The sequence below is a fragment of the Evansella sp. AB-rgal1 genome (genome assembly GCF_041820985.1).
GTDB lineage: Bacteria > Bacillota > Bacilli > Bacillales > Salisediminibacteriaceae > Evansella.
In genome coordinates, this window is record NZ_JBGUAU010000017.1 from 86,663 (window position 1) to 104,195 (window position 17,533).

The window sequence follows — 17,533 nt, forward strand, 5'->3', positions numbered from 1 at the left end:
TCATCTCCATTACTCTGTAGATGTCTTTAATATTTCGTTAATTCGTCTCCTAACCCTGTACCAATAAAGTGCAACTTCTTATCAACCTCTTTATACAATTGATAAATCAGTTTTCGGCTTGCTCCAAAATCGGTAAACAAAGCAGTATCTGTATCTACAGAAAAATCAACTGCTGTTTTAAATGGTTTTACCATTATTACAGTAATTACAATTAAGCCTTTTTTTCGATCATTATATTTTAAAACGATCTCTCCATGTGTATCTGAAATGGATTTTATTTCATAGCCTTTTTTATTTCTAAACATTACATCTAAATCTTTCATGACTTGATCTTTTGTAGCTTTGTAGTAACGTGTTCTTAATTTCTCTTCAATATGCTTTTCTTTTGTTTCCGTATGTTTACTGAAAATCTTTTTCAATGTATACATAAAGCTCATTATTATCCCACCTCACCACTTTAAGAATAGCAAGAAAACCGTTTGTATTCAATCTTTAAGTTATGGAAACAGACAAAACTTGAAAAAATATGAAGAGTTTTTATGAGAAATCTTTATTTTATTGATTTTTTCACTCAAATGTCGCGCGGCAGCCTCTCTCGCGACATTTCAACCTGGGTTCTCTTCTCAAATGTCGCGCGGCAGCCTCTCCCGCGACATTTCAACATGGATTCTCTTCTCAAATGTCGCGCGGGTGGCCTCTCTCGCGACATTTTAACCTGGGTTCTCTTCTCAAATGTCGCGCGGGTGGCCTCTCCCGCGACATTTCAACATGGATTCTCTTCTCAAATGTCGCGCGGCAGACTCTCTCGCGACATTTCAACCTGGGTTCTCTTCTCAAATGTCGCGCGGCAGACTCTCCCGCGACATTTCAACTTGGGCTCTCTTCTCAAATGTCGCGCGGCAGCCTCTCCCGCGACATTTCAACCTGGGCTCTCTTCTCAAATGTCGCGCGGGCAGCCTCTCCCGCGACATTTCAACATGGATTCTCTTCTCAAATGTCGCGCGGCAGCCTCTCCCGCGACATTTCAACCTGAACTCTCTTCTCAAATGTCGCGCGGCAGCCTGTTCAACTCAAAGCCTTTTCATAAATAACACGCACCAGAATCGAACTATTTTTATTTACAAGAATGCTCACCTGCTATTAAAATGGCCCATAATGAAAACCAAAAAAGAGGTGATTTACTCACCTCACCGTTACCTTAATCAATATTTCACTTTTTTGTCTGCTGGAACATTAATAGGTCCCATTCCTCTTGGTAATTCCACCACTTCTGTTGATTCCGCATTTAGATTTTCTGTAATATAGTCTGTAGCTATTGTAGGATCAAGGTTTCCACATGTGTATACATCAATACTTGCATAGCCATGTTCCGGGAAGCTGTGTATTGTTAAATGTGATTCACTAATGATTACAACGCCACTTACCCCAAAAGGTGCAAATTTGTGAAAAGCTACTTCTCTTACTTCCGCTCCTGCTTCTAGTGCTGCATCAACAAACAATCTCTCAATGTAATTCATATCATTTAGCTTATTCGTATCGCATTCCCATAATTCAGCAATGACATGACGACCCATGGTGTCCATACAATATCCCCCCTACTAACTGATTTCGTGTTTGAACAAGGAACTCTTACATTACTGGGGGAAGTTAGTCAAAGTGTTCTGCCATCATTTCTAAAATGGCTAACCCTATTACTTCTCGAAAGGAATATGTTTTTTCCCAATAGAAAGCCATTTTTTACGGAAAGTAACCAACAGCATTTAGTTTATGTTACTAGTGTATATCCTATTCTTTTTCAAAGCAGACCTTCCACTTGAAATTAGATGAAGTACATCAACAACTCGACAAGAATATCCCCATTCGTTATCGTACCATGCTAAAATTTTTATCTGCTTCTCATTCATTACCATCGTTGAGAGACCATCAATAATTGCTGAATGCTCATTGCCGTTAAAATCAGAAGATACTAACGGCTCTTCTGTATAGGAAATAATGGAAGGTAAGTAATTATCTGCAGCTTGCTTTAAAACATGATTTACATCTTCTTTTGAAACTTTTTGGTCCACGTCTACAACTAAATCTACCAATGATACATTTGGAGTAGGAACTCTGAGTGCTAACCCATTTAATCTACCTTCTAACTCCGGCATTACCTTGGATAAAACCTTTGCTGCCCCAGTAGTTGTTGGAATGATGGACTGCCCGCATGCTCTTGCTCGACGCAAATCTTTGTGGGGATTATCTATATTTTTTTGGTCATTTGTATACGAATGTACTGTTGTCATCATACCTGAAATGATATGAAAGGATTCATGAATTACTTTTGCAACTGGAGCTAAACAGTTAGTAGTGCAAGAAGCATTGGAAATGATCTTATGATTACTATGATCGTATTCATGTTCATTTACACCATACACAATGGTGATATCCTCCCCTTTTGCGGGTGCTGTAATTACTACTTTTTTTGCACCAGCTTCTAAGTGGTATGAAGCGAGTTCACGAGTTTTAAATTTCCCTGTTGCCTCAACTACAATGTGAACATCTAATTCGTTCCACGGTAATTGACGTGGGTCTCTCTCTTGAAGTAATTTGACTACATTTCCATTTATAATTAATTCATTTCCCTTCGTTTCTACACTTCCTAAGAATGGACCGTGAATCGTATCATGTTTAATTAAATGTGCTAATGTCTCTGCTGGATAACTTGCATTAATTGCAACTATTGTTAAGTTTGGATTGTTGATTGCCTTACGAAATACCATTCTTCCAATTCTTCCAAAACCATTAATCGCAATATTCGCCATACTACTCCTCCTAAAAAGTTATAAGTGTTATACCAAATGAAATAATTCGTTAATTAGTATAACATATTATGCACATTTGAGGTTATTTGATAATGAAAAAATCCATAAAAAATGAAGGCACTGAAATAGTTTTACTTTAACTACTTCAGTGCCTTCGGTATTAGTACAGAATTAGTATCTATACTCATTATCTTAATCATTTACCCACTTCACCGTTATTTCGTCTAATTGTCTTTCGGTTTCTTCTATACTTCCTTGGTTGTCAATTATGTAATCAGCATATTTCCTTTTCTCTTCAATAGACATTTGAGATTCGATTCGTTGCAACGCTTCCTCTTTACTAAAATTATCTCGATCCATCAACCTAACTAATTGAAGTTCTTTCCTAACATAAACAAGTAAAATCTTTTCAACCATATATGTTAACTTACTCTCAAGTAAAAGTGGGATATCCATTATCACAATAGCATGTCCCTTTTTTTCAAACTCGCTAGCTTTCGTTTTCATAGCCTGTCTGATTGCTGGATGAATGATTTCATTTAACTTTTGTCGTTTTATCTCATTACCAAAAATAATGGAACCTAACTTTTTTCGATTAATTGTTTGATCTTCATGAAGGATAGAAGAGCCAAATTCCTTAATAATAGCATGATATGTATCCTGACCTGGTAAAACAACTTCTCTAGCAATAACATCCGCATCCACAATAGGGTACCCTCTTTGAAGAAGCAGTCTCGAAACAGTGGACTTACCACTTGCAATACCACCAGTTAAACCAATCCTCATTTTCACCCCTCCTTTGGAAAAAAATTATGAATGAAGGGTGTGGATTAAAGCTGCCACACCCCAAGTAGAATAAGAAGCAGGCCTGGTATAAAGGAAAAACGTTTTACCCAATTTGACTCGGAAAAAAACCAGCCACTTTTCATACCTAAAGTAACAAATATACCACACATCAAGCCAACACTTAATGCCATCAACCAAGGTGAAAATCCAATAAGGGCAGCACCTATTCCTGCACCAAATGCATCCAAAGATAATGCCAACCCTAGTAGAAAAGCTTCTCTTCCTGTTATAGCTCCTGAATTATCTAGGTCAGCTACCATTGGCTTTCTCAAAATTTTGATAACAACTCCTAGTTTCTTAATTTCAAAATTAATAATTGTTTCCCGTTCTTTTTTCGTTTTCTTCTCATTTTTAGCAGGCCGGTACATTTGATAAATTGCCCAACTACCTATTCCAATTAAAATAACTCCACCAATTGATTCCGCTATATTCGGGGAGAGAAACTGTTGAATTACATTCCCAACTGCCATTGCAATAAGTATTGACATAGCAGAACAGCCGGCAATAAAAAGTAAGGAAGCAAAGGGTAGCTTCATTTTACGTAATCCATATGTTAATCCCACACCGAAACTGTCCATACTAACAGCGAATGCGAGGAGTAAAAGTGAAAATAATTCCGCCATTGGTAAGACCCCTTCCAAAGCAGTGATAAGATAGTATATGGAAGAGGCTTTTCCAATGTACGTGAATTTATAGTGAAAAGCCCAAAAAAGTTTTTAATTGTTTTCCTACCTAAAAGGTTGGCACTGAGAACAAGTATGTGTTCCTCTTCCCCCTACAACTGATCGTTGTATTTCCGTTCCGCAGTTTTTACAAGCTGCTCCTTGCCTTCCATAAACGAACAATGTTTGTTGAAACATCCCCATCTCCCCTTGACCGTTTACGTATGATTTTATCGAAGATCCTCCCATTTCCACTGCTTCTCCTAACGTCTCCTTAATGCTCTGATACAAACGTTTCCGTTCTTCTGGTGTTAGTTCATTACTTAGTTTTTCAGGATGGATGTGTGCACGAAATAACGCTTCATCCACATAGATATTTCCCAGCCCTACAAGGAGGGTTTGATCCAATAGGGTTGGCTTAATCTTCCTTGTAGTTTTTGATAAGAGAGCTCCTAATCGATCCATTGTATACTCGTCTGAAAATGGCTCAATACCTAATTGAGATAAAGGAAGGTGCTTTTCCTCTTCCCCTTTTAAAAACAGATGCATCGTTCCAAACTTCCTTACATCACCATAGCGAAGCTCTTCTCCACTATCTAATAAAAAACGTACATGTGTATGTTTATCTGGAGGCTCTTCTGGAGAAAAAATTCCGTATCGACCTTCCATTCTCAAATGAGAAACTAATGTATAGTCATCAAGTCGAAACAAAAGGAATTTTCCTCTACGAGCAATGTCCCGAAATGTTTGGCCAATTAATTTATGTTTAAATTCCTCTACATCATCTGGTCGTTTAATCATCTTAGGCCAAGTAACATAAACCTCAATAATTTTTTTATCCTTGACCAGTTGCTGTAACGTTCGTTTCACAGTTTCTACTTCTGGCAATTCAGGCATTGAAGGGTCACCTACTTCTCTGTTCTTGTCACTAGGAGTTACTTAGCATCGTACCAAGTATCTCCATATGAAACATCTACTTTTAAAGGAACAATTAATTCTACTGCAGTTTCCATCACTCTCGGAACTAGATCTTTCATAATTTCCAGTTCTTCCTCTAGCACTTCCAATACAAGTTCATCGTGTACAGAAAGAAGTAAACGAGACTTTAGCTTTTGTTTTTCCATTTCTTCTCCCATTTGTACCATTGCTTTTTTTATTATATCTGCAGCACTTCCTTGGATAGGTGTATTCATTGCAGTACGTTCTGCAAAGCTACGTAAGTTAAAGTTCCTACTTGTTATTTCTGGTAAGTAACGACGACGCTGCAACATAGTTGTGACAAAACCGTTACTTCTTGCTTCTTCTACAATCGATTCCATATAATCTTTTACACCAGGGAAACTTTCGAAATAACGCTCTATAAACTGTTTTGCCTCTTTTCTTGTAATGCCTAAGTTTTGAGACAATCCATAATCACTAATTCCATAAACAATTCCGAAGTTAACAGCCTTTGCAGTTCGACGCATCTGCCCTGTTACTTCTTCTTCCGTTACGTGGAAGACATCCATTGCTGTTTTCATATGAACATCCATATTCTCACGAAACGCTTTTATTAATCCTTCATCCTTTGAAATGTGAGCCAATACTCGTAACTCAATTTGCGAATAATCAGCTGCAAAGATAACCGCATTCTTTTGCTCAGGTATGAAAGCATGTCTTATTTTACGACCTTCTTCTAAACGTATAGGGATGTTTTGTAGATTCGGTTCGGTTGAACTTAGTCTCCCTGTTTGTGTTAACGCTTGGTTAAAAATAGTATGGATTTTCTTTGTCTTAGGATGAATTACTTTAAGCAACCCCTCAATATAAGTAGAGTTTAACTTACCAATTTGACGATAATGCAGTATCTTTTCAATTATTTCATGTTGATCTTGAAGTTGCTCAAGTATGTCTGCTGAGGTTGAATAACCCGTCTTCGTTTTCTTGATTACCGGTAAGTTTAATTTTTCAAATAAAACCTCCCCTAATTGCTTCGGGGAATTTATATTAAATGTAACACCAGCCAACTCATGGATATCTTTTTCCATTGCTTGAAGCTTTTCCCCAAGGTTGGTTCCCATATCAATTAATTCTTGTTTATCAATAGATACTCCATTCATTTCCATCATGCCTAAAACGATGGATAATGGTAATTCTAGTTCCTCGAACAATGCATACTGATCATTTTTCTTCAGTTCCTGCTCTAAATCTTCTTTTGCATCTTTAATTGCCGCTGCTTTACGAACAAGATGTTGAGCAAGTATTCCCTCCTCAGGTACACTTCTCTTTTTCCCTTTTCCATATACCGCTTCGTCTGTCTGAACAGAGTAGCTTTTCATCCTTTTCGCTATATCTGCAATTTCATGTGAACTAGCAGATGGATCTATTAGGTAAGACGACATTTGAACATCGAAAGAGATACCTTTTAATAAAATATTCTGCCACCCTAGAGCAACTACACCACGCTTCGCATCAAACATCCATTTTTTTTCATTTTCATCAGAAGCCCATTTTTTAAATACGTCACTTTTTATAGCAACTTCTGTAGGAATGAAATAATACCCACTATCATTTACTAGTCCTAAGCCAAGAATATCTCCATTATGGTAGTTTTCTTCAAGAACCTCTACAACTAGTGCTGAAGGACTTTGTAACATCTCTTCCTTCACTTCATCCACAATGGTAATATCCATGTCTTCTAGTTCTATCTCTTCTACTGTTTCAACCCCATCACTAAATCGATCTAGTAGAGATGCAAATTCTAGTTCTTTAAATAAAGCAGTTACTTCACTATTATTTGGTTCGGTGTACGTTAATTGCGAAAGATCTATCTCTACAGGTGAGTCAACATTAATTGTAGCTAATTTCTTACTCATAAATGCAGATTCTTTGTTTTCTTCAAGCTTTTCTTTTAATTTTTTCCCAGAAACTTTATCTAATGATTCATATAATTCTTCTACTGATTTATATTCTTTTAATAATTTTAATGCTGTCTTCTCACCAACTCCAGGAACGCCAGGAATATTATCTGATGGATCCCCCATAAGACCTTTCATATCGATAATTTGGTTTGGAGTGATCCCATACTTCTCATCTACCATTGCAAGATCGTATGTTTCTACGTTTGAAATACCCTTTCGAGTTAAAGAAACAGTTACCTTATCTGTTACGAGTTGAAGAAGGTCTTTATCTCCGCTGAAAACTCGAACGTTCCAGTCTTTATCAGATGCTTTCTTTGCTAAGGTTCCTATAATGTCGTCAGCCTCATAATTTTCTAGCTCATAATAAGCAATATTAAACGCCTTTAGAATATCACGCATAAACGGCAACTGTTCAGAGAGCTCTGGCGGTGTCTTTTCCCGTTTCCCTTTATATTCTTTAAACGTTTCATGTCGAAAGGTTGTCTTCCCAGCATCGAAAGCAACTAACATATGTGTTGGTTTTTCTTCCTCTAATATTTTCAATAGCATCGTTGTAAAACCATATATTGCATTCGTGTATACGCCTTTATCGTTATTTAATAATGGCAGTGCAAAGAAAGCACGATATGCAATACTATTTCCATCTACTAAAACAAATTTATCCATATAAGCACCTCATTTATATTCTTCTATTCATCTTTTCCAACTATGTATTATCCTACTTGCCTATTTTATCATGAATCATGCTTCGAACAAATGAAAGGGGCATTATATTGAGATATATGTGGATTGAAACGTAGGATTAGCTTAGGAACCTTTCATGACCGAAATGCAAATGTTCTGGACGAACGAAAAGCTTAATCCGCTTGCATATCTGCGAAGAAAAATGTTCTTTCAGTTGAAAAGTGCTTTTTACTTTTCATCGTCTAGGTTATTTGACACGAGGTCATGGCGCCTGGAGCTAGACAACTTTCTTAGTCCAAAAATGTTATACTTTAATCCTTTAGCGAAGTTAAACTTTCTGGTGTATAAAAAAAGAACAAAGGTTCAGGGACCTTTGTCCTAAAAGGGGATGTAAACTTCTATTGCTTACATCCTCTACTTTACTCTATTTTTATTAAGTGCTTGTAAATACAGTGTTATTCTTTTGTAAAGTTAATAATGATTTTCACCCTTATTGTTTTTTAAAGTTTATTCGGAAGGTAGTTCCTTTTCCAACTTCACTTTCCACGGACATGGTCGCCTTATGTGCTTCTGCCAGATGTTTGACAATAGCTAAGCCTAATCCTGTTCCGCCTGAATTTCTGCTTCTAGCACGGTCCACCCTGTAAAAACGTTCAAATATCCTTGGAATTTCTTTCTTACTTATCCCTATTCCAGTATCTTGAACCTCTAACGTTACTACCTCTTGTTTTTCTTTTATATTAACGGTAACATCTCCTTTTTCAGGTGTGTAACTAATAGCATTATTAATTAGATTAATCATAATCTGTTTCATTCTATGCGGGTCTCCCATAATAATTGTATTACCTGTCACTTCTTTTTGAATGGAGATTTGTTTTGTGTTTGCTTTATCATGAAGGATAAGGATCACATCATCTACAAGTTCAGCAAGATTAACAGCCTGGGAGTTCAATATGAATTGAGATCCTTCAATTTTGGATAACTCTAATAAATCATGAATAAGTGTTTCTAAACGTTCTGATTCCGTCGCAATGATTGTTAAGAAACGTTTTCTTAATTGCTCATCATCCATTGCCCCTGCTAACAGAGTTTCCGTAAAGCCCTTCAGAGAAGTTACTGGAGTTTTCAACTCATGAGATACATTAGCAACAAAATCCTTCCGAGCTTGTTCCAGTTTCTTTAATTCAGTGATATCATGAAAGACTAGTACTACACCTTTTAACATGTGATCATGCCCTATTATTGGAGCACCATGAACATCGAAATGGCGTATTTCAATATGAATCGGAAGCGTTAAATGTTGACGCATCCTTTTTTCTGTTAACAATAATTGTTGAATAATCTTTATTATCTCTTTATGATTTATTACGTGATAGTAGAGTTGGTTTAACCAACGGTCTGTATCCTCTTGAAAGATATCATTACAAGAGCGATTCACTAACGTAATATCTCCTTTTGCATTAATAAGAATAAGTCCGCTACCCATATTATCTATTAATGTTTCTAATCTTTCTTGCTGTACCTCATACGTATTTGTAATACGCTCTAAGTTTTCCGCTAAAACGTTCAAGGAACGATTTAATTGACCTGTTTCTTGATTAGAGACTTCATATGTCCTTGCACTGAAATCTCCTTTTGCCAATTGATTTGCCACAAGTCGTGCATCCTCAATTGGTGCAATAGTTTGATTCGTAAGTTTTGTTGCAAATAAAACGATAACTACGAATGCTATAAAGAAACTTACAAAAATAATTGTCCATAAATTTTGGTATATTGGATTAATTTCCTCAACAGGCATCCCTACTCTTAAAAAAGCGGCATAATCTCCTAAAGGCTCAATAGGAATGGCATAGTACAGCAATTCCCTTTTTACTGTATTACTATATCGTAATTGTTGTCCATATCCATTCCGAATGGCATCCTGTATTTCAGGTCTGTGGAGGTGGTTTTCCATCAATGATGGGTCCGCGTCCGTTTCTGCCACAACGTTCCCCGAAGCGTCAACAAGTGTTACACGAACATTTAATTTCTCACCTATTTCTACAATATGTTGTTGAACTAACTCTGGAGAATGAAAATCTAGCTGCCCTAAATAATAGGCTACAACTTCCGATTCTTTCGTAACACGATCATTCAATCTTTCATAGTAAAACTCTTTCACTAAAGATGCAATTATAATACCTAAACTTGATAGCACCACTAAAATTATGATCGCTAGTGGGAAAATAAGCCTTGATCTATAACTACTCATCTTTATTAGGAGACTCCATTTTGTATCCTAACCCCCGAATTGTTTTAATATATACAGGTTTTTTCGTGTTCGGTTCAATCTTTTCTCTTAGATGACTAACGTGAACGTCAACAATTCTAGTATCACCAACAAACTCATAATTCCATACAGCGTTGAGTAACTGATCTCTCGTTAATACTCTACCTTTGTGATCAGCTAAATAAAATAACAGCTCAAATTCTTTCGGTGTGAGTTCAAGTTGATTTCCTTTCAGAAACACTTCATAGTTGTCTGGAATTATCTCTACATCACCAATTGCAATAACTTTTTTCTCTACTTGTTGTTCTTGTTGTTTTTCTATAGTTGTTTGAGTTCTTCTTAATATCGCCCTGACTCTAGCAACTACTTCCCTTGGACTAAAAGGTTTCGTTAAATAATCATCAGCACCTAATTCCAGACCCAATACTTTATCAAACTCATCATCCTTAGCCGTAAGCATGAGAATTGGCGTAAGCACTTTATTCTGTCTTAGCTGTTTACAAACTTCTAATCCATCTAACTCTGGTAGCATTAAATCAAGCACAATTAAGTCATAATTGTGTAATAACGCTTTGTCCAAAGCTGCTTTCCCATCCATAGCTGTTGTTACTTGAAAACCACCTTGCTCCAAATTATACTGCAATAATGTCAATATAGATTCTTCATCATCGACGATTAATACTTTTTGCGTCATTTTTAGTTCCTCCTAGTCTTCATTCTTTTCCCTGATTTAAGTGGTAAGAAAAGAATAACAAAACATCCCCAATAATTAAGAAGGCTTTTTATTTTCATCTTACTATATTTTGAAGAAATGACAAACTATTAGTTTTATTGAATTACTTTTAAAAATATTTGCATGTCACTTTCTGGAATGTTCGTTGTTTTTTATTTTAGCACATATTCCCACAACTCCGGAAAACAGCTATCTCCTTATACAAACTGCTACAAATCAAAAACCACACGGCTTAGGACGTGTGGTTTTTGTGACTTAAAAGTTCTCAAATGTTCCAGAATCATACGTAATTGGTTTCCAAGGATATGGTGGGCAAACCTCAAGTTCTCCAACTAAAACTTCATCTTCATATTCATCTTTGCCAATCACAGATATACTAGTGGTATGCTCTTTCTCATCTACTTTGATAACTTCTAGTGTAAGGGATAGTGTACCATAATGATAAAGGGGCTTGGGATAAGATATGTTCATTTTTTTTATCGAACTTCCAGGACCCGGTAATTGCATAGAAATTGCTGATGTAAGTAAACCATTAATCATACTGTGTGGCACAATTGGTTTTTGAAACGGTGTACGAGTTGCGTAATCATGCTGTATATAGATAGGATTAGAATCTTCTGTGAAACCTAAGTACAAAAGTATATCTTTATCTTCTATTTTTTTTGTCAACTCTACTTTTTTCCCCACAGATAAATTATCAATAGTCAATCCAAGATCTCGCTTTTTCTTAAACAAAAAAATTCCTCCAGTCTCACACCTTCGTAAAGAAAGCGTTTACAATAATTTGTTAAAGAAATCCGGGCATTACTAGCACCGGATTTCTGTTATCATATCATATGCACGCTTATTTATCTAATACCTTCATTACATTCTTCACGGAATCAACTGATTTTTGAAGTGCAGCTTTTTCTTCATCTGTTAAATCGAGTTCAATGATTTTCTCTATTCCGTCTCCACCTAAGATTGTTGGAACTCCTAAGTATAGATCATTGTATCCATACTCTCCTTCAAGATATGCAATCGAAGGAAGAATACGTTTTTTATCTTTCACAATGGCTTCCACCATTTGAACGATAGATGCAGCAGGTGCAAAATAAGCACTTCCTGTTCCGAGAAGGTTGACGATCTCACCGCCACCTTTTCTTGTGCGTTCTACAATTGCATCCAAACGCTCTTTTTCAATTAACTTTTCTAAAGGTATTCCTCCAGCAAAGGAGTAACGAAGCATTGGTACCATGTCATCCCCATGACCACCTAGTACAAAGCCTGTTACATCTTCTACGGATACGTTTAATTCTTGTGCAACAAATGTTCTAAATCGCGCTGTGTCAAGCACCCCTGATTGACCAATTACTCGATTTTTTGGGAACCCAGATTCTTTGAATACAGTGTATGTCATTGCATCAACCGGATTTGTTAAAACGATGATATAACATTCTGGGGAATATTTTACAATTTCCTTTGTTACAGATTTCATAATTCCCGCATTTGTAGCCACTAAATCGTCACGGCTCATACCTGGTTTTCTTGGGATACCAGCAGTAATAACGACGATATCAGAACCTTCTGTTTCCTTGTAGTCGGACGTACCGATAATATTTGAATCAAACCCCTGAACTGGACTCGCTTCCATCATATCCAAAGCTTTCCCTTTTGTAGGGTTTTCCGCTTGTGGAATATCCACTAAAACAACATCCCCAAGTTCCTTTTGTGCTGCCATAAGTGCTGTTGTTGTACCTGTGAATCCCCCACCAACAACAGTAATCTTTTTACGCTTAATAGTCATCGTCAACAATTCTCCTCTCATAATTAACGTTCCGATTAATATTTATGATTGGTTCTCTACTTACTTGATTGTTGATTTTGAAGAATACAGCTCGATTCTGTGTACATTCCACGAGTTTCCTCAAGCTAAAACTTTTGGAACTCTTTTATGAACAGGAGTCTCGCGGATTCTAGTAACTAATAATTTCGTAATTGAAAAAGTATGACAATTATAGAACTATTGGATTATAGATTTTTGATTAGCTCATCACCAAATTCAGAGCATTTTACTTCTGTTGCACCTTCCATTAGACGAGCAAAGTCATACGTTACCACTTTACTTCCAATTGTTTTGTCCATAGAGTTTTCTACTAAGTCTGCTGCTTCTGTCCAGCCAAGGTGACGTAACATTAATACTCCAGAAAGTAATACAGATGAAGGATTTACTTTATCTAATCCTGCATATTTTGGAGCAGTGCCATGTGTTGCTTCAAAAATAGCATGTCCTGTAGCGTAGTTAATATTTGCTCCTGGAGCAATTCCAATACCACCAACTTGAGCTGCTAATGCATCAGAAATATAGTCTCCATTTAAATTCATTGTTGCAACAACCTCAAACTCTTTTGGACGAGTTAAGATTTGTTGTAAGAAGATGTCAGCAATCGCATCCTTAACAATAATTTTACCTTCAGCTTCTGCTTTAGACTGAGCATCGTTTGCAGCATCACGGCCTTGTTCTTCAACAATTTTATCGTATTCAGCCCATGTGAAAACTTTGTCACCGAATTCTTTCTCAGCTAATTCATATCCCCAGCTCTTGAAAGCTCCCTCAGTGAACTTCATGATATTTCCTTTATGAACAAGTGTTACACTCTTACGTCCTTCATCAATTGCATATTGGATCGCTGCTCTTACTAAACGATGAGTACCTTCCTCGGAAACTGGTTTTACACCGATACCAGAAGTTTCAGGGAAACGAATTTTGGTAGCTCCCATTTCAGTCTGAAGAAAGTTGATTAACTTCTTCGCTTCTTCTGTTCCTTTTTGGAATTCAATTCCTGCATAGATGTCTTCTGTATTTTCACGGAAGATTACCATGTCAGTATCTTGTGGTCGTTTTACTGGGGAAGGAACTCCTTCAAACCAGCGAACAGGACGGACACAAGCAAATAAATCAAGCTCTTGACGAAGTGCAACGTTTAAAGAACGGATTCCTCCTCCAATTGGAGTAGTAAGTGGTCCTTTAATTGCAATGAAATATTCTCTAACTGCATCTAATGTTTCACTTGGAAGCCATTCCCCTGTTTGGTTAAATGCCTTCTCTCCAGCTAAAACTTCTTTCCAAACGATTTTTTTCTCTCCGTTATATGCTTTCTCAACTGCAGCTTCAATTACGCGAGATGCTGCTGCCCAAATGTCTGGACCAATACCGTCTCCTTCGATAAATGGAATTATTGGTTGATTAGGAACATTTAGTTCACCGTTATTTACTGTAATTTTTTCTCCTGCCATATTGAATAGCCTCCTTAAATAATCAAAAAAATTTATGTATAGACAATAGGAAAGGGAAGGCTTCGCATTGAACTAGCTCCCCCCCTAATTCTAACTACCTTATCGTTGTTCTAACGGAACCCAAGATTGACGTTCTGGGCCTGTGTATTCTGCTCTTGGACGGATTAATCGATTGTTTTCGTATTGCTCAAGAATATGAGCAATCCATCCTGAAACACGGCTAACTGCAAAGATTGGAGTAAACAAATCATGTTCAATATTTAGACTGTGGTATACAGAAGCAGAATAGAAATCAACATTTGGTAACAATCCTTTTTCGTTTGTTACTACCTCGTCAATTTTCACACTCATCTCATACCATTTAGATTCTCCAGTAATGCTTGTAAGTTGACGAGACATTTCCTTTAAATGTTTCGCACGAGGATCACCATTTTTGTATACACGATGTCCAAAGCCCATAATTTTCACTTTTCTTTCTAAAGCATCCTTAATATACTGCTCTGCCTTCTCAACATCGTCGATTTCAGAAAGCATCTTTATTACTCGTTCATTTGCCCCACCATGTAGTGGTCCTTTTAAAGCACCTATAGCTGCAGTAATACCAGAATACATATCAGATAAAGTTGCAACACAAACTCGCGCTGTAAAAGTAGATGCATTTAATTCGTGGTCCGCATGTAACACTAATGCTTTGTTAAACGCCTTCTCAGATATTTCATCTGGCTCTTCACCAGTTAACATGTATAGGAAATTTGCTGCAAAGCTTAGATCAATACGAGGTTCTACTGGCTCTTTTCCTTGGCGGATTCTTGAAAATGCAGTTACTAAAGTTGGCATTTTTGCTTGTAGTTTTAATGCCTTTTGACGGTTTGCTTCTTCGCTCATATCATCTGCAGATTCATCAAAAAGAGCTAAATTTGATACTGCTGTACGTAAGGCAGCCATAGGATGTACTTTATCAATTGGAAAAGTTTTCATTTGATCTAATACTTCTTTTGAGACAACTGCCGCATTCGCTAGCTCCGATTGAAAACTTTGAAGTTCTTCTTGACTAGGTAATCTGTGATTCCACAGTAAAAAAATAACTTCTTCAAAACTTGCATGATCTGCTAAATCATCAATATCATAACCATGGTACGTTAAGACTCCATCGATTATTGAACTTACACTAGACGTTGTAGCAACTACTCCTTCTAACCCTTTCGTTGTACTCATACCAACCTCTCCTTTGTTCGAAAATTACGGGAATCTGTTTTATCTACCCCTAAACAATTAAATATTATAATAACGTTTCGAAATACATGAAGTCTACTCTTTCTATACATTTTCATAAAAATAGTTTATTAATATATTTTATTCGAAACGTGTTCCCTTTTGAGCAAACTATTCTATATAATTTCAAAAAACGTAAGCGGTTACGAAATATATACAGAATATATTAGTAATCTTATGTATCTGTATTGTACGTATTTTATTATACCATTTTTCACATTTTTGTGAACTTTTATTTTTTAAAACAAACAAAAATTCGGACTAATACAATTATTTTCACTTGTTCGAATATTCACAAAAAATAGTTTTTAAGATCCTATGTTCCCAATAAATTGAACTACTTTCATAGCTGTATATGCAATTCCAGCTCCAATCAATGGACCAACAGCTACTCCATTGAATATAGCAACTGCCAATATAGTTCCCAATACTAACGCTGCAGTTATGTGGGGATCTGTTTTTAATAACTCAATCCCACTTGCTGCAATAATTGCAACAAGGATGCCGGAACCTAGTGCTATCCATGCATAAAAAGATTTTAACGATGATTGCAATTCTTTAAATCCTATTTCTCCTGTCACAATTGGAACTAGTACTGCAATGGTAATGATAGTAACTCCAATACTAATACCTTTCTGTTGTAAAAATGGAAATGCTTTGTCGCCAATACCAATCCATTTTACCACTAGTAAAAAAGCAACTGCAAAAATTAGGGCCTGGTTTTTTGCAAAAATACCAATAGCCAATAGAATAATCATAAATAACATAGCATTCATAATTTCTATGTCACTCCTAATATAAGTATAGTTTAACATACTTGTACTAAGTTGAAAAAAGGTTAGCTCACCTGTATTGTAAGATCTGCTTTTTCTCCTAAGCATATTTTAATGATCTACCGCATAAGTTTGTTGTACAAGCATTGTATGCAGTAACAGAGGTGGTGAAGTTCTCATGAGAAAAAACATGTACGAGTCTTTTTTTAGGGCTAGTACAGTGTTGTTTTGGTTATGTCTTATTATTGTTTTCGTCTATGTATTGACTATCTATTTATACCCATTTTTAATAGGTTTAATTATATCGCTAATATTTTTACCTGCTGTAAATTTTATAGAAAATAATTTTGGATGGAAACGGTCATCCGCTGTTTTTTTTATCATATTATTATTTGTTCTAATATTTTCTGCAATTATTACATTACTTATCGCTGAAATTGTAGCAGGATTGGGTTATTTAAAAAAAGAACTTCCGCAATATATCAATGATGGAGTTGAATATATACATCAGTGGTTTGATACATTCATCCTACCTTTATATGAAGGAATTTTAGCTTTTTCTTCTCAGCTAAACTCAGGACAACAAACAACATTACACCACTCATTAGAGAATATATTGGGAGAATTAGGTAATCACATGAGCACCATCGTGCAACATGTATTAAATGGCCTAGCTGATTTTTTACTCGCTCTTCCTAACACAATCACCGTGTTATTTTTCGCTTTATTAGGGGCATTCTTTATAACAAAAGATTGGCCTGTGATGATTCATTGGGTAGAAAGCAAAACACCTAAAAGAATAAAAGTAATCGTATCTAAAATGACAACTCAATGGAAAAAGGCAATTACAGGCTATGTATTCGCCCAATTAACATTAGTTTGCATGACGGGGCTTATCGTATTAATTGGTTTATTTATTATAGGAGTCGAATATGCCATTACTACTGCTCTCTTAATTGCCTTAGTTGATATTTTCCCTTATCTTGGAACGGGGCTTATTTTTATCCCTTGGATAGCTTATGCGTTTTTTTCAGGAAATTGGGGGTTATCTATTGGACTTTCTATTCTTTATGGATTAGTAATAATTCAACGACAATTAGCAGAACCAAAAGTGATGTCTAAGCATATGGGAATTCCTCCACTAGCTCTTCTCATAAGTTTATTTGCCTGCTACCAAATGTTTGGGATATTCGGGTTATTAATTGGACCAGCTTTACTAATTTTACTTCAATCTATTGTAAAGGCAGGAGTTTTTCAAGAAGTCATTACTTATGTAAAAAAAGGTTGAGATTGTTAACGAATTTGTGTGAACAA

At 36.1% G+C, this 17,533-nt stretch carries 15 protein-coding genes; 1 reads left to right on the forward strand and 14 read right to left on the reverse strand.

Annotated features, from left to right (window positions below):
- Positions 1–26 precede the first annotated feature (26 nt).
- From ACERII_RS15465 to ACERII_RS15530, 14 genes are all read right to left on the reverse strand, one after another.
- Positions 27–437: a DUF1499 domain-containing protein gene (locus tag ACERII_RS15465; RefSeq protein WP_373643526.1), complete on the reverse strand. Its 411-nt coding sequence runs from the start codon at positions 435–437 to the stop codon at positions 27–29.
- Positions 438–1,202: 765 nt separating this feature from the next.
- A complete protein-coding gene (gene speD / locus ACERII_RS15470) occupies positions 1,203–1,583 on the reverse strand; it encodes an adenosylmethionine decarboxylase (RefSeq protein WP_373643527.1) in 381 nt (126 codons plus the stop codon).
- A 177-nt stretch (positions 1,584–1,760) separates the two neighbouring features.
- Positions 1,761–2,804, reverse strand: coding sequence for a glyceraldehyde-3-phosphate dehydrogenase (locus ACERII_RS15475; protein ID WP_373643528.1), 1,044 nt, complete (start codon positions 2,802–2,804; stop codon positions 1,761–1,763).
- Between the two features lie 192 nt (positions 2,805–2,996).
- Entirely contained in the window at positions 2,997–3,590 is a 594-nt protein-coding gene (gene coaE / locus ACERII_RS15480; RefSeq protein ID WP_373643530.1) for a dephospho-CoA kinase, read from the reverse strand.
- Positions 3,591–3,634: 44 nt separating this feature from the next.
- Complete coding sequence (gene ytaF / locus ACERII_RS15485; RefSeq protein ID WP_373643532.1) at positions 3,635–4,273, reverse strand: sporulation membrane protein YtaF; 639 nt, start codon at positions 4,271–4,273, stop codon at positions 3,635–3,637.
- A 105-nt stretch (positions 4,274–4,378) separates the two neighbouring features.
- Positions 4,379–5,209, reverse strand: a complete 831-nt coding sequence (mutM, locus tag ACERII_RS15490; protein ID WP_373643534.1) for a DNA-formamidopyrimidine glycosylase — start codon at positions 5,207–5,209, stop codon at positions 4,379–4,381.
- A 38-nt stretch (positions 5,210–5,247) separates the two neighbouring features.
- Positions 5,248–7,878, reverse strand: coding sequence for a DNA polymerase I (polA, locus tag ACERII_RS15495; RefSeq protein ID WP_373643536.1), 2,631 nt, complete (start codon positions 7,876–7,878; stop codon positions 5,248–5,250).
- A gap of 508 nt (positions 7,879–8,386) precedes the next feature.
- On the reverse strand, positions 8,387–10,147 hold the full coding sequence (gene pnpS, locus ACERII_RS15500) for a two-component system histidine kinase PnpS (protein ID WP_373643537.1): 1,761 nt from the start codon (positions 10,145–10,147) through the stop codon (positions 8,387–8,389).
- A complete protein-coding gene (locus tag ACERII_RS15505) occupies positions 10,140–10,859 on the reverse strand; it encodes a response regulator transcription factor (RefSeq protein ID WP_373643538.1) in 720 nt (239 codons plus the stop codon). The genes pnpS and ACERII_RS15505 overlap by 8 nt, the downstream gene beginning before the upstream one ends.
- A 294-nt stretch (positions 10,860–11,153) precedes the next feature.
- Positions 11,154–11,633, reverse strand: a complete 480-nt coding sequence (locus tag ACERII_RS15510) for a MaoC/PaaZ C-terminal domain-containing protein (protein ID WP_373643539.1) — start codon at positions 11,631–11,633, stop codon at positions 11,154–11,156.
- A 109-nt stretch (positions 11,634–11,742) separates the two neighbouring features.
- Positions 11,743–12,684 carry a malate dehydrogenase gene (mdh, locus tag ACERII_RS15515; protein WP_373643540.1) on the reverse strand — a complete coding sequence of 314 codons (942 nt, stop codon included), beginning with the start codon at positions 12,682–12,684 and terminating at the stop codon, positions 11,743–11,745.
- 224 nt (positions 12,685–12,908) lie between these two features.
- Entirely contained in the window at positions 12,909–14,174 is a 1,266-nt protein-coding gene (gene icd / locus ACERII_RS15520; protein WP_373643541.1) for an NADP-dependent isocitrate dehydrogenase, read from the reverse strand.
- Between the two features lie 99 nt (positions 14,175–14,273).
- On the reverse strand, positions 14,274–15,389 hold the full coding sequence (gene citZ, locus ACERII_RS15525; protein ID WP_373643543.1) for a citrate synthase: 1,116 nt from the start codon (positions 15,387–15,389) through the stop codon (positions 14,274–14,276).
- Between the two features lie 365 nt (positions 15,390–15,754).
- Entirely contained in the window at positions 15,755–16,222 is a 468-nt protein-coding gene (locus tag ACERII_RS15530; RefSeq protein ID WP_373643544.1) for a DUF441 domain-containing protein, read from the reverse strand.
- 175 nt (positions 16,223–16,397) lie between these two features.
- Between ACERII_RS15530 and ytvI the strand changes: the two genes are divergently transcribed.
- A complete protein-coding gene (gene ytvI, locus ACERII_RS15535) occupies positions 16,398–17,507 on the forward strand; it encodes a sporulation integral membrane protein YtvI (protein WP_373643546.1) in 1,110 nt (369 codons plus the stop codon).
- Positions 17,508–17,533: the final 26 nt, after the last annotated feature.